The organism is Sunxiuqinia rutila (assembly GCF_050589705.1).
Classification (GTDB): Bacteria; Bacteroidota; Bacteroidia; order Bacteroidales; family Prolixibacteraceae; genus Sunxiuqinia; species Sunxiuqinia rutila.
In genome coordinates, this window is the sequence record NZ_JBNGOT010000011.1 from 45,398 (window position 1) to 61,533 (window position 16,136).

The following is a 16,136-nucleotide window of genomic DNA, read 5'->3' on the forward strand; positions in this document are numbered from 1 at the left end:
TTAATATTAAAACATTATGAAATTACGAAATATTATATTTTCAATAATTGCAGCAGGAATCTTTGTGCTTCCGGGCTGTGAGTCGGATGCAGACTTTTTAAGCGAAGAAAGGAAGGATGCCTTAACAACAGATAATGCATTTTTAACTAAATCTCAGTTTGAATCGTTGTTGGGAGCAAATTACAGAACTTTACAATCGATGTACAACTCCGGAGATGGAGCAGCTAATATATGGCAAAACGGTTATGGAATGGATGCTATGCACTATGCCTTGGCTGAGGATGTGGCTTACAATGATTGGACGAAAGTTAACGAATTTGAAGGCTTCAATGGGAACTGGTATAATATCAATTTCCAGATGATTAAGTATGCCAATACAGTAATTGATGCAGCTCAAAAGGAGGGTGTGAAATGGAATAGTGAAACCGAGAAAAATGAGATTATTGCAGAAGGCCGCTTTTTCAGAGCCTGGTCGTACCGTAACCTGGTAAATATTTATGGTGGAATGCCCATTATCGAAACGCCTTTAACAGAGCCTAAGGTTGATTTCGTAAGAAATACCAAGGAAGAATGTTATACATTTATTAAGGAAGACCTGGAATTTGCAAAATCCAATTTACCATTAACTACTGATACTCCGGGTAAAGTTGTTAGAGCAGCAGCTGATCATTTGTTGGCCGAAATTTATATTTGCTTAAAAGATTACGATCAGGCAATTGCCGCTGCCACAAGGGTCATTGATGGCACAGATGGAGATTACCAGTTAATGACCGAGCGTTTTGGGGTACGTGCCGATGAACCGGACAAAACCGTCTATTGGGATTTGTTCCGAATGGGAAATCACAATTATCAAACAGGAAATAAAGAAGCTATTTGGGTTGCTCAATTCGAATACAATTTACCGGGCGGAACTGTTAATTATGGTCGCCCAACCATTGAACGTGCCATGTGGAACAGATATTGGTTGTTTAGTAAAGCAGGTTATAGCGGAACAGCGGCAGACTCAACCGGTCGCGGAGTTGCTTTCTTAAGAGGAACCGACCATGTTAATTATGGCATTTGGAAAAATACAGAGGGTGATATTCGAAACCTTGAATCAAGTGTTAAGCGTAAGTATTACTTTGCTGCTGATGTTACAGTGGATGGAGTTTCTTATGCTGAAGGTGATCTGATTCCAAAATCATTTCTTACGGCAAAAGAAGACTCAATGTGGTACATTTATCCAAACTTCCAGAAATTTGGCACCGATAAGCACAAAGACGAAAAGCCAGATAATGGATTTGTTCCTGATTTTTATGTAATGAGGTTAGCCGGAACTTATTTATTACGTGCTGAAGCATATTTAGGCAAAGGACAGAAAGACAAAGCTGCTGATGATATTAATGTAATTAAAGCACGTGCAAAGGCTCCTTTAATCACAGCTTCTGATGTTACTATCGACTATATTCTGGATGAGCGACTGCGTGAACTTTACGGTGAAGAATTCAGAACGTTGACTCTTGGAAGGTTAGGTTTAATTTACGATCGCACCAAACGTTTTGGATATTCTCTTTCGAAGAGTACAATAAAAGAGTACAATAATTTATTCCCAATACCACAGTCGGTTATCGACCGGAATGTTGGTGCGGAATTTAAACAAAATCCAGGATATTGATTTCAGCATCCAAAAAATATAAAAGTTAGATGACATCAGCATATTGCTAGTGTCATCTAGCTTTCAAAATCCATCAGTTTATAGTAGATCATGGTTATAAAAAGATTACTCACTCCTGCATTATTTTCTTTGTTGTTTTGCATACTTGCAAACCCTGTTGACAGCATTGCTCAGAATGATTTTTTTGCAGAAATAGGCAATAAAATACAAAACGAACGCTATAAGCTGCTCGAAGAAAAAACACCTCCGGTATTGCCCAACAGCTTCCTTCCATTCAACAGGAACGACAAAAATAAATTTATCGTCCAAACTCCTCAGCGCACTCCGGAACAAGTAAAAAAACAACTACAACAAGCTCGTGCAACCTTCCTCCCCTTTATGAAAGAGTTAGCACCACAAATTAAAAGCTATCGAAAAAAAATACCATTGAAAAATTTTCAATGGAGACAAGAAACAACAGAAGATCAAAGGAATTTTATTGCCACCTTGCAAGGACAAGGAACATGGGAACAAGTAACTGTTCCTCATTTTGACGCTCCATACGGAAGAGCCGTCACCTACTATTTTAAAGAATTGAACATTCCTGAAAAAACTCTAAATGGACAGGAACTTTTCCTATGTTTTAAAGGTGTAGATTACAAAGCAAGTGTTTTTTTGAATGGCACTTATGTTGGCTCCCACGAAGGCTTTTTCGCACCATTTGAGTTTAATGTTTCCAAATTTGCCCAAGCTGGGAAAAACAGCTTGCTGGTCAAGGTTGAAAATGATTACACAACAACCGGTTTTGTTGCAGCAGGCAAAGAACGGATATTTGGAGATAAAATATATGGCGTAACCGGATTAGGCTATGACAATTTCTACGATGGCGGACATCAATGTGCTGCCGGTATGGGAATTTACCAGGATTGCTATCTGGAAATACGCAACGCCATCCATATAAAGGATGTTTTTATACGCCCACTTTACGACAAAGAGATGGCTGAACTAAAAATTCAGGTTAACAACTTTAATGAAGAACGGCTACCTGTTACTTTCAACATCTCCATCTTCGGACAAAACTTTGAAGCTACAATTGTCAAAGATTCGCTAATTGTGCCGTCAGCCCTTCATATTCCGGGCATTGGAGACCTCCAAAAACCAACAGACTGGGAACATAGCAAGATAAAACTGGGCTATGGGGTAAACTACTTTACCTACACCATTCCCATGGAAGACTTCAGGGCATGGAGCAATGACACCCCCTGGCTTTATCAAGCACAAGTACAAGTCATTAATCAACAACAAGAAGTAACCGACTCTTACAGGCAAACGTTTGGAATGCGTTCCTTTAAAATGGATACTGTTTCGATTCCCAAAGGACGGCTTTACTTCAACAACGAAAAAATTCGCTTACGAGGGGCAAACTCCATGGGGTTCTTACAACAGGATGTTTACCGAAAAGATTGGGATCAATTAATCGACGACCTATTACTTGCAAAAGTTTGCAATATGAACTTTATCCGCTTAACACAACGCCCTGTGCAACCTGAAATTTATGAGTATGCTGACAAGCTTGGCATCATGCTTCAAACAGACTTCCCAACCTTTGGGGGCATTCGTTACAATCAATGGGAAGAGTGTGTCCGGCAAAGTGCAGAAATGGAACGACTGATCAGAAATCATCCCAGCAACATACTGGTAACCTACATCAATGAGCGTTTCCCCAACGGTGAAGGGCATCCTCACCGCAATATGGCCCATCCCGAAGAGTACTTTGCCCTTTTTAGAGCCATGGATGAAGCCATTCATAAAGAAAACCCCGATCGTGTTATCAAGAAAAGTGATGGCGACTATGATCCCCCCACACCAGGATTGCCTGACAACCACTGCTATAACACTTGGTACAACGGGCAAGGTCTGGGAATTGGGAAGCTGGTGCGCGGCTACTGGCAGTGGGTAAAACCCGGCTGGTATTATGGTTGTGGTGAGTTTGGAGCAGAAGCACTGGATCCTGTGGAAACCATGTATAAGTATTATCCAAAAGAGTGGTTGCCCAAAAACAAAGCTGATGAGAAAAACTGGACAGCCAATCGCATTTATGCAGCCCAAACTCATAAGTTTCATTACATGTGGTACAATACCCAATATTCGCTGGAAGACTGGGTCGAAGCCAGCCATGACCATCAAGCATGGGCGCTTGAAACGGTTACCGAAGCCTTCCGTCGCGATACCAATATGGTCACTTTTGCAATGCACCTGTTTATCGATGCCTGGCCTGCCGGTTGGATGAAGACGATTATGGACGTTGACCGCAATCCCAAAAAGGGCTTTTTCGCTTACCAGGAAGCTCTTAAGCCGACCATCGTTTCTCTGCGTACAGACAGACATCATTTTTGGGCAGGTGAAACGACCAAAACAGAAGCTTGGATTTGTCATGATCCCAACACCACACCTCAAGATTATGTGCTAAAGTATCAACTGGAACAACATGGCCGAGTAATCTACTCCGGACAATCCAACACCGATATCCCGGCAAACAGCTCGCGCTTTCAGGGCTATATTTCGTTTAAAGCTCCTGTGGTTAGCAAACGAACAACCTATCAGTTGCGGGCAGCACTTTTTGATAAAAACGGCAAGCTAATTGATTCAACCACAAATAATATTGATGTTTTTCCTGTCCAAAACTCAGCTGCAAGTAAAAAAATTACAGCAATGGGAAATACCACAGCACAAGCTCAATACATCTTAGAAGCATTGAAAATTGAGAATAATAAAGATTTTTATTCCTCCGATATTATTTTGATAAACGACTTTCAGTTATTCAACAACAATAAAGAAGAATTTGAGCAGCTTGCCAGATCCGGCAAACGAATCATTGTTTTTGATGTTCCCGTTGGTAAACACCAAATTGGAGAAACTGAAGTCATTGTGCAAAACACCTCAATGGGAAGCTACTATTTTGTATCTCCTCAAACGAGCCACCGGTTTACGAAAGATGTCCAGCCATTCGATTTCAGAATGTGGTATGATGAACAGGCTGAATACATCATGCCATTCTTAAACAAAATTGTTATCGCTGAAAAATGGACTCCCATACTCTCAAGCGGAAATACCAATTGGGTCGAAGATCATGGAAAAGCAGCGGCTATCGCAGAATTGCCTTTAGGAAAAGGAGAAATTATAATTTGTGAATTGGAATTCATGAACAAACTAAAAGCAAACCCAACAGCACAGATTCTTTTCTCAAAACTATTGTATCACCAATAGCAAAAGTTTCACACTCTCTGGATTCATCAATTTAAATGAAACGAACAGTTAAATTATAAATGAAAAGCAAAATGAATGATTTCTCTAAGCAATTCTCCTTTGAAAAGCTCTCCAGAATTGGCAGAAGAAATTACCATATAGTCATACTGTGTCTTCTTCTTAATGTAACAGCTTGTCAGAATTCGAAGACACAAGAAACCCCATTTTTCCCTGGTGAATATCCAGCCGATGCCAGATGTGATTTGACGGAAACAGAATTTATTTTATCCAATAAAGCCCTTAACGCGAAATGGAGCATTGAAAATAATTCCATCGTATTTCGTGAGTTCACCAACAAATACGATCAACAAACGGTTAATCTGAAAAGCATTAGTTTATTTGCCCTTGAACTGGAAAATGGTAACAAATTAACCAATCTCGATTTTCAGCTTCTTCAAAAAGCAGTAGTTAGAAATATTATACCCACTGATAGTTTACCAACTAAGGCACTCCGTTTTGCAGGAAAAGAAGTAAGTGTATTGCTGGCTGATAAATCCGGAAATATTACCATCCGATGGAAAGCACAGCTCCGTGATGGTTCAAATTACATCCGCCAGAATATCGAAGTAAAAGCAATAAAAGAAGCTACAAAAATTAGGAAGGTCACTTTTTTCGATGGAAAATTGGAGGGGGCAAGAATGGCTGGTTCTGTGCTAGGTTCACCCATCGAATATCGAAACTTTTTCTTTGGTCTGGAGCATCCAATAGCACATAGTAAAGCTCTAATGACCCGAGAAATTGGAAGTATGCAACAGGAGTCCATTGACGTAACAGAAATGATTGATGCTCCGGGTGAATATATGGTTTCAGCACAGCATGGTTCAGGAAACGCCCCATACAATGTTCGGTCAATAGCCCTATTGGAAAACGGCGAGCAAGTAGCAATTGATTCTCATCCGCTATGTGGCAAAAATGGAAGTAGCTCTTACCATCTCATCCTTAATAATTACCAGGAAGAAAACAGTTATTTAATAAGGGCTGAAATAGAAAATAAAGAGAACGCAACAGGACTTTTTCACATCCACCGAAAAACAGATGACTTGCTCAATTTTTATGTAAACAGAACTGACGAGTTAGTCCTCGGAAAGTTCATCTCCGAATGGGCTGTGTGTGGGGTTGCGCCGGAAGGACAAAAGCGAAGGGCATTTCTTTGCTATACCGAACGAGAACGGGCTCGACCTTATAAGCAGTTTCTGCATTACAATTGCTGGTGGGACATTACCGACGATGGAGCATCAAGCTTCACCTCGGAACAGCTGCTGGAGCGCATGCATGCCTGGAATAAAAAATTTATTGAACCATATGGCATTCAACTTAATTCCTTTGTCTTTGATGATGGTTGGGATAATTTAGACAGCGTTTGGTATTTCCACCCGGTGAAATTTCCTGATGGATTTACTCCACAGGCTGAATTGTGCAAAGAATACAATTCAGGAATTGGTGTTTGGATGTCGCCCTTTGGTGGTTACCTGGATAATCAACGGCGACGTGTGGAATCAGCGCATCGTGAAGGGTTAGAAACCAATGCCAAAGGTTTAAGCCTGGCCGGGAAAAATTATTACAACCGTTTTCTTGAGCGTTCTCTTGATATGTTGAACAATTACAAGGTAAACTACTTTAAATATGATGGTTTTGGTGGCTCAAATCCCGAATACCTGCCCGATATGGAGGCAGGAACCCGATTGATAAAAACCCTCCGGAAACATAATCCTAATGTTTACATAAATATTACGGTTGGTTCCTGGCCCTCTCCGTTTTGGTTAAAATATGCCGATTGCACCTGGCGTGGATCGGGCGATTTACACTTGGCTGGCGAAGGATCAAGAACTCAGCAATTTATGACCTACAGAGACGGCACTCTCTATAACAATATCGTAAAAAAAGCCCCCTATTATCCGCTAAATTCCATCATGTCAGTAGGGATTGCCTATGCCAATCTTGGGCATCCCCAAACATGTATCAACGACAGCCTTGGTGACTTCTCAGATATGGTCTGGTCATTTTTTGGAGGAGGCTCCAGCTTGCAAGAGTTGTACATCAGTCATGACCGAATGAACCCCAAATTCTGGCCCATACTTGCCGAAGCAGCAAAATGGGCAAAAACAAATGAAAGTATCTTAAAAGATACCCATTGGGTAGGTGGAAGCCCAATGAATCTGGAAGTTTATGGTTTTGCATCGTGGTCACCTCAAAAAGGTATCTTGTCCCTGCGAAACCCAACCAGTGAAGCAGTAGAATATGAGCTTAAACTCAATGAGCTTTTTGAACTTCCTCAAAATTATCAAGGCATGTTCAAATTAAAAAGCCCACAAAGACAAAAAAAGGATACAAAAGATTTAATTGTAAATTCCAATAAACATCACAAAATTACACTTAAACCTTTTGAAACGATTATTTTAGAAGCTAAAAGAATTAAAAACAATTAAGAAATGGATCTAAAAACCATACTTGTTTTTTTACTAACCGGATTAACCATGCAGTCAATCAAAGCTCAAAATGCAAGCATATACGAGGAAAACCGAAACATGAAAACCTATATGTTTTCCCAACCAGATCCGATACCCTCCATCAATCGAATCTACCCTTACTTTAGGTTTGACGGATATACCGATAAGGGATCATTTCAGGATTGGAAGATGGTGGTTTTGGAGAATCCATACATTAAAGTGTATGTTTGCCCTGCTGTAGGTGGTAAAATTTGGGGCGCCATAGAAAAATCAACAGGAAAGGAATTCCTATATTTCAATGATGTGGTCAAATTTCGGGATGTTGCTATGCGTGGAGCTTGGTCTTCTGGAGGCTTGGAATACAATTTCGGAGATATCGGTCACATACCTACCTGTGCTACACCTGTTGATTACGCCTTGAAAGAAAATCCGGATGGAAGCGTTTCTTGTATTGTGGGCGCCTTAGATTTGCCCTCACGTACCAAATGGAATGTCGAAATCAGACTCAAGAAAGACAAAGCCTATTTTGAAACTAAGGTTTCCTGGTTCAACGCTAATCAAGTTCCGGTAAGCTACTATCACTGGATGAATGCAGCAGCTAAAGCAGATGGTGATTTGGAATTCATCTATCCAGGTAACCAAAGGATTGGCCATGGAGGAGAATTGGGCAACTGGCCGATAGAGAATAACCGAGATATTTCAAGGTACAAAAACAATGACTTTGGTATTTACAAATCCTACCATGTTTTGGGTACGTATTCCGATTTTTTCGGGGGCTACTGGCACGACGATGATTTTGGCTTTGGACACCATGCCAGCTATGATGATAAACCCGGAAAAAAAATATGGATCTGGGGTCTTTCAGAACAAGGCATGATATGGGAAGATTTGTTAACCGACTCTAATGGTCAATATATCGAATATCAAGCGGGGAAACTGTTCAACCAAGCCGCCCATAGCAGTACCTTCACCCCTTTTAAGCACCAAGAGTTTACACCATTTGACACGGATATCATGCATGAAATTTGGTTCCCGTTAAAGGGAACCAAAGGCATGGTCGCTGCTTCAAAACATGCCGTATTAAATATCGAACAACAGGGCGAAAAACTAACACTGAGACTGAGTCCACTTTGCCCCTTAAATGAAAAATTAATCGTAAAGACAAAGGAAGGGGAAATCTTCAAGAAAAAAATAAATCTGAGTCCACTGGAGTTAGTAGAAGAAACAATCCTACTCCCGCCAAAGACAGAGTTTACTGTTGAGCTTGGAGACAAATTACTGAGCTACAACTCAAACGATAAAGAATCCTTAACGGATCGTCCGGTATTGCCAAACGATAAGTTCAATTGGGAGTCGGCCTACGGATTATACTGCAAGGGACTTGAATTGGAAAAACAGCGAAGATATACAGAGGCACATACAGCTTACATCGCCAGCCTCGAAAAAGAACCAAGCTATGCACCTGCATTAAATAGGTTGTCATTAAGCTACTACAGAAAGCAAAATCTCTCCGAGGCGCTAGAAAACGTAAAAAGATCACTGGAAATAAATACTTATGACGGATTAGCCAATTACCTCTATGGCTTAATCAATGAGGATCTAAAAAATATAAACAAGGCAAAAAGCGGCTATTCAATAGCCTCCCAAGACGTTTCCTACCGAACAGCCTCCTATACCTCATTAGCTCGAATATTCATGGCTGAGCAAAAGTGGCAGGAAGCATTAGAATACATAGAAAAGGCATTGAGTTTTAATTCGAATAACATCGCTGCCCTTAAAATGGAAGCCTTATTGTATCGCCAAACGCACCTTCCCCAAAAAGCCAAAAAAGTTTTGAATCGTATTTATAATACTGATGCAACCAGTCTTTTTTATCATTTTGAATTGTTTATGTTGGGCATGCTCCAAGCACAAGATGTACAACAGCAAGTAACCAACGAACTTCCAGCTGAAAGTTATTTAGAATTAGCCGCAGAATACCTCAGTTATGGAGCAACACACGAATCACGAGAACTGCTAAAGCTATCGCCAGTCCACCCTATTGTTACATTGTGGTTAGCCTACTTGGATCAAGAGCATCAACAGGAAAAATTAAATGAAATGCTTGAAATGCCAGCTGATATGATATTCCCACATCGAAAGGAAACCGCAACCATATTGCGCTATTTTGCTAAAGAAAACCCGCATTGGAAACTAAAATATTACCTGGCCTTGCAGCGATGGAGCACGGATAATCCTCAAGAAGCAAAAGAGTTATTTCTCGAATGCAATGATGAACCCGACTTTATTCCTTTCTATTTAGCCAAGTTGAAACTATTTCCTGAAAACAAATCGTTAAAAAAGCAAACCTTATCACATGCCAACACCATCGATAAATCCAATTGGCGCCTGCAACTTGCCTGGATCAATTATTACCAAGAGATAGGCGATTTGACTACTGCAAGCCAAAAAGCCAAAGCATTATTTGAGAGTCGTCCTGAAATGTCGTCTCTGGGAATGCTTTATGCCCGTATCTTGTTAGACTCCAAAAAATATGAGCAATGTGCGATGTTTTTAAAAGATTTTAAAGTATTACCGTTCGAAGGAGCAACTGAAGGTCGAATTATTTACCATGAAGTTTACATTCGTCAAGCCCTCAAAGCATATATCAATAAAGATTATAATTCAGCCATCCAATACGCACAAAATGCAAAAAAATGGCCCAAACATTTAGGAGTTGGTAAACATTACGATGTTGATGAAAGGCTGGACAATTACCTCTTGGCTAATGCTCATCAAAAACAGGGAGATATCGAAAAAGCAAACCAATACTTCCATCAAATCATGAAACACCACACCCCCGAATACCTAAACGAGAGTTCAAAATTATATCTTCAATTAAGGGTTTTGCAAAATTTTGAGAAGCATGAAATGCTTGAAGAATTACTTCAGAAAAACAGAGAAAACAACGCTTACACTGAATGGGCTATTGCAAAATTAAAAGAGAAAAACCACCAAGAAATTATGCATAACATTTTAAATACAGAACTAAAGATACAAGCCTACGATACGAAGTTTGTTGATGAAGAATTTAAATTATTACTAGATGTAATTGAACAGATGGCAAACCATTAATCCAACCTAAAGGATGAAATCAATACACCTGATTATAATACTATTATCTTTTTCGCTAGTATTCATTCTAAAATAAACGATGATGAAAAAACAAGCAACACAGCTGGGCTATCAAGCAACAAGAAGTGTCATTATGTTAATGATTTTGTCATTTACAGTAACTCTTGCCACTGCACAAAACAAAGTCCTAATTATTGGCATTGATGGTTGTAAACCGGATTGTTTATTGGAAGCTCGAACCCCTAACCTAGATCAATTATGGAAAAATGGAGCTTATTCTTTTAATGCCCAAACAGATCCGATTAGCAGTAGTGGTATCTGCTGGACCGGAATGCTTACCGGTGTATGGCACGAAAAGCATAAAGTAATATCAAATGAATATAAAAACCCGAACCTGTCAGCATATCCCCATTTTTTCCATCGGATAAAAGAACAAAATCCAACGATGAAAACTTATTCGGTGGTGAACTGGAGCCCCATTCATAACATTTTACAAGAAGGTGATGCCGATATTGCCAACTATCTCCTGAGAGATAAAAAAGTAAGCCGCAGAGCTGTTGATTTGTTAAAAGATAGCGATCCGGATGTCCTGTTTGTCCAATTGGATGAAGTAGACGGAGCCGGACACAAGCATGACTATACAACAGAAAGTCAGCAATACTTAAAAGCAATCGAAAAAGCAGACCTATTAGTTGGCAAAATAGTTCAGGCCATAAAAGAACGGCCAACTTTCCATACCGAAGATTGGCTAATTTTAGTTTCAACCGATCATGGAGGTAGCAATTTCGGACATGGGAAAGATATCCCGGAACATACCACCATCTTTTATATTGCCAACGGGAATAATGTCAAAAAAGGCCTACTTAATCAACAAGTCAATGTTGTTGACATTGCAGTTACGGCTCTGAAGCACTTAGGCATTCAGGTAAATCCTGAGTGGGATTTAGACGGGAAAAGTGTAGGTATATAACGAAAAAATAAATCCACATGAATCATACATTCAATTTCAGCTTTGTCCTTTTGGGGCTCTTGTTTTTCACATCACTTGCAGCAAAAGAAAATCGTCTTTTTGTCTCCCCTACCGGAAGCGATCAATATTCGGGAAGCCAAACGCAACCATTTGCATCACTCCAAAAAGCATTAAATGTTGTCCAAGCCAATAGAGCAAACGGCGACCAGTCGTTCGTAACCATTCATCTGGAAGGAGGAACCTACCCCATCAATAAAACACTTTCACTCGATGAAAGCTTATCTAATATTGCGATACAAGGACACCCTAATGATCCGGTTTTTTTCACCGGAGGCACCTCTATCCCCCTAAAATTCATCCAAAAAAATTCCGGTGATGATGCTCCCGAAAATTACTACACCGTCAAGCTAAAAAAAGCTGGAATCACCAATTATGGAAGCTTGCGGAACGTTGGATTTGCTCGTCCCTATGGCAATGCTTGGGGCGAAATATTTGTCAATAAAATCCCCATGCACTTATCGCGTTGGCCCAACCAAAAGATGATTCCTATGGGGAAGGTACTGGAGCAAGGCTCTATTCCTCGAAATGATGATTTTACGAATCGTGGAGGGGTAATCAAATACGAAAATTCGCGCATAGATAAATGGGCAAACGAGAAAGATCCCTGGATGTCCGGATACTTTATGTGGGGCTATGCCGATGATATGGTAAAAATCGCCAACATAAATTCGAAGGAAAATACAATTACAACAGCATCAGCCACTCTTTATGGTTTTGGCTACGATAAACCTTGGCGACAATGGTACGGCGTAAATTTACTATGCGAGTTGGACACTCCGGGAGAATACTATATTGACCGGGAAGAAGGTGTTTTACATTTTATTTCAGATGAACAAGCAATCGAATCATTGGAGTTCTCCATTTTGGAACAACCTTTTTTAATACTCGAATCGACCCAAAATGTAAGTATTTCAGGTATCACTTTTGAATGTTCCCGAGGATTGGGAATAGCCCTAAGCAATACTCAAAATATTACCATCGAAAATTGTACCTTCCGTAACTTAGGCAGCCTGGGTATTACCTTAGGAAAAGGCATTAAACCATTTGCTGACTATCGGCATGAAGGGACAGGAGAGGCACAAGCTGGTATTGTAGGAAGCTTACAGCAACACTTATATGCTAATTCAACGTTTAATCGAGAAGGAGGTAAGAACAACAAAATTATTGGATGCCATTTTTATAACCTTGGAGCAGGAGGCGTAATTCTTGGAGGTGGCAACCTACTTACATTAGAAACAGGAAATAACCTCGTCGAAAATTGTTTGTTCCATGATTTAAACCGCATTGAAAAATCCTATCGCCCGGCGGTGTATTTAACAGGAGTGGGCAATGCAGTCCGTCATTGTGAGATATACAATACTCCCAGCATGGCCATCTACCTCATGTTTGGCAATAACAACCTCATTGAGTACAACTACCTGCACGATGTATGTCTTGAGGTTGAAGACCAGGGAGCAATTTATTATGGTCGTAATCCTGCAGAGCAAGGCAACATCGTTCGATACAATTATTTTGAGAATATCCCTGATCATTTTAACACCTGTGCCGTTTATCACGACGATGGAGCCTGTGGCATGACCGTGTTTGGCAATGTATTTTACAATGCCGGAAAATGGAATGTTCTTCTAGGGGGTGGTTCTGATAACATTTACCAGAACAATATCTTCATAGGAAATAAAATCGGAATTCATATCGATAACCGATTGCAAAACTGGTCAAAAGGATTGCTGGATGAAAACGGTTTATTTGAAAAACGGCTGAAGGCTGTGAATTACAAAAATCCGCCTTACAGCACCCAATATCCTCATTTGGTAAACTATTTTGATAATCCTTCTTTGCCGCAACGCAACCTGGTTGAAAACAATGTGTTTGTTGATGTAGAACAATTACTGGATGGCAAAAAAGAATGGCTGGATTATAAGGAAAACAACTGGGAAACAGATGAGGACCCGGGATTTATTGACATGGGGCAAAAGAATTTTGGGTTAAAAGAAGATGCGCTACTTTTCCTCAAAATAAAGGAATTCAAAAACATTCCTTTCAATAAAATTGGCATCCAATAAAATAACCAATATCATTTTTTTCTTAACATCTTTCATATGTATAAACTAACGGCCTGCCTTTTTTTCTGTATGCTCCTAGTACAAACAAAGGGTACAGAGCTGGGAAAACAGCTGAAAAGGTACAATATCAACTGGACTTCACAGAGTAAAAACAGCAGCGAGTCCATGCCTTTAGGTGGTGGCGATATTGGATGTAATGTATGGGTTGAAAATGGGGACATTCTCTTCTACATTTCCCGATCTGGTGCATTTGATGAAAACAACCAACTGCTAAAATTAGGACGGGGACGCTTACGTTTAGAACCCAATATTTTTACTGATTCCGAGTCCGTTTTTTCTCAAGAACTAAAACTGCATGACGGATACATCCAGATCATTGGTCAAAATGGAAAAGAAAAAGTCACCATCAATCTGTGGGTGGATGTTTTTAAACCGCACATCAACGTTTCGCTCACAAGTACATCGGAAGTGAAGCTAACAGCTTTTTACGAAAACTGGCGTACCGCAGACCGTCAACTTCCCATGCAAGAGCGAAGTGCCTGCTTTAGCTATTCAGCTTATGAGGGAGATGTGGTTACTTATCGGGATAGTATTCGCTACCATAAGGATGCCGTTCTTTGGTATCACCGGAATCGCTCAGACAAATTACTGATTGATTTTTGCATCAAACAACAAGGACTTACAGCGGTCAAAGACCAACTGACTAACCCCCAAAAGAATCTAACTTTTGGAGGATTAATGCTTGGAAAAGGTATGATTCCTGCCGGAACCGGATCGGGAAAATACGTTGATACGCCTTTCACGTATTGGTCTCTCACATCAGAAAAGCCAGCTAAAAACCATCAGGTGAAATTTGCACTTCATACCGATCAAACAAACACGATAGAGCAATGGGAAGAAGATCTTCTTTCATCCAACTTATCATTCAATAGTAGCGAAAAATGGGCAAGAACAAAAACATGGTGGCACAACTACTGGGAAAGAAGTTACATTTTCATTAATGCTGATAAAAACGATCCGACCGATCCGGCTTGGCAGGTAGGACGTAACTACCAGTTGTTCCGATACCAATTGGGCTGCAATGCCTATGGCGCTTACCCTACCAAATTTAACGGGGGTCTATTCACTGTTGACCCGCTTTTTGTAAAGCAATATAATCAGCCTAATCATGGAACACCTGACTATCGTACTTGGGGAGGTGGAAGCCACACAGCTCAGAACCAACGACTGGTTTACTGGCCTATGCTCAAGTCTGGAGACTTTGACATGATGCACTCCCAATTCAGATTTTACTCTCGAAGTTTAAAAAATACGGAATTACGAACCAAGGTATATTGGGGACATGAGGGATGCAGCTTTACAGAACATCCCGAAACTTTCGGACTGCCAGCTGCAGGAACATGGGGATTTGAAAGTGGCCCCCGCAAGCGATCGGATGATCTGGAACACGGAACACTGACCAACAAATGGGTAAGACTTCACTACACCAATCAGCTGGAGTTTTCCTTCATGATTCTGAAGTATTATCAATACTCTGGAAAAACGATTCAGGAATACATCCCATTTATTACAAGTTCCTTAAATTTCTTTTTTGAGCACTATAAATACCGGCAAATGCAACAAACTGGCAAACCATTTGACGAAAATGACAAACTCGTAATCTATCCCTCAACAGCTTGCGAAACATTTAAGGACGTTAAAAACCCGACCGATATCAGTGCGGCCTTAATCGCAGTCATTCAGGCTATGCAAACCTTACCTGATGAACTACTTGGCAGCAAAGAGAAGGACTACTGGCATAGTCAGCTTAGGCATATTCCGGACATGACATATGCCAATCACAAAGGGAAGAAGATCATCGTTGCTGCTCAAAAGCTCCCCGAGCGAATAAATTCAGATATACCTGAAATGTACCCAGTCTTTCCTTATGGGATCTATGGCGTAGGTCTTCCAGGTCTGGCTGTTGCTGTTGACACCTGGAATAGTGGATTGCTGAATGATCGGAAAAATTTCATATCCTGGCATCAGGATGCCATTTTTTGTGCTCGAATGGGACTGACAGAAGAAGCAAAAAAAGTAAGCATTTTGAAGATGCAGGATTGCGAAAGACGATTCCCTAGCTTCTGGGGACCGGGACATGATTATGTTCCCGATCATAACTGGGGAGGATCTGGCATGATTGGCCTTCAGGAAATGCTTCTACAAACAGTTGACAACAATGTCTACCTGCTCCCTGCATGGCCTGAAGAATGGGACGTAGCTTTCAGACTGCATGCGCCAGATAAGACAATTATCGATTGTAAGGCCAGCCATGGCAAAATAACCAAATTAAAAGTTAGCCCTCGGAAGCGCTTGAAAGACATCGCAGAATCGAACAACTAGAATAAATGAACGCATAAAAACTCTCCAATAAGCTATCGTCAGGGGAAGTACGCAAGAAAAAATTGACACGTTCTTTTATTTGAAGAGAAGTGGAAAATTTCTGTAATTTCATCTCTCGTTAATTATTTAGTCAATCCTTTAAAACAAATCACTGGCTATCA

At 40.4% G+C, this 16,136-nt stretch carries 7 protein-coding genes; all 7 read left to right on the forward strand.

Features of this window, described 5'->3' with window-relative positions; translation table 11 throughout:
• Positions 1–16: 16 nt before the first annotated feature.
• Complete coding sequence (locus tag ACRD6K_RS14410; protein WP_430973806.1) at positions 17–1,654, forward strand: RagB/SusD family nutrient uptake outer membrane protein; 1,638 nt, start codon at positions 17–19, stop codon at positions 1,652–1,654.
• A gap of 90 nt (positions 1,655–1,744) precedes the next feature.
• Complete coding sequence (locus ACRD6K_RS14415; protein ID WP_430973807.1) at positions 1,745–4,900, forward strand: glycoside hydrolase family 2 protein; 3,156 nt, start codon at positions 1,745–1,747, stop codon at positions 4,898–4,900.
• Positions 4,901–4,971: 71 nt separating this feature from the next.
• A complete protein-coding gene (locus ACRD6K_RS14420; RefSeq protein ID WP_430973808.1) occupies positions 4,972–7,365 on the forward strand; it encodes an alpha-amylase family protein in 2,394 nt (797 codons plus the stop codon).
• Between the two features lie 3 nt (positions 7,366–7,368).
• Positions 7,369–10,500, forward strand: coding sequence for a DUF5107 domain-containing protein (locus ACRD6K_RS14425; protein WP_430973809.1), 3,132 nt, complete (start codon positions 7,369–7,371; stop codon positions 10,498–10,500).
• A 79-nt stretch (positions 10,501–10,579) separates the two neighbouring features.
• On the forward strand, positions 10,580–11,470 hold the full coding sequence (locus ACRD6K_RS14430) for an alkaline phosphatase family protein (RefSeq protein WP_430973810.1): 891 nt from the start codon (positions 10,580–10,582) through the stop codon (positions 11,468–11,470).
• A 17-nt stretch (positions 11,471–11,487) separates the two neighbouring features.
• The gene (locus tag ACRD6K_RS14435) at positions 11,488–13,593 is read left to right on the forward strand and encodes a right-handed parallel beta-helix repeat-containing protein (RefSeq protein WP_430973811.1); all 2,106 of its coding nucleotides are present in this window, start codon (positions 11,488–11,490) and stop codon (positions 13,591–13,593) included.
• Positions 13,594–13,629: 36 nt separating this feature from the next.
• The gene (locus ACRD6K_RS14440) at positions 13,630–15,975 is read left to right on the forward strand and encodes a DUF5703 domain-containing protein (RefSeq protein ID WP_430973812.1); all 2,346 of its coding nucleotides are present in this window, start codon (positions 13,630–13,632) and stop codon (positions 15,973–15,975) included.
• Positions 15,976–16,136 lie beyond the last annotated feature (161 nt).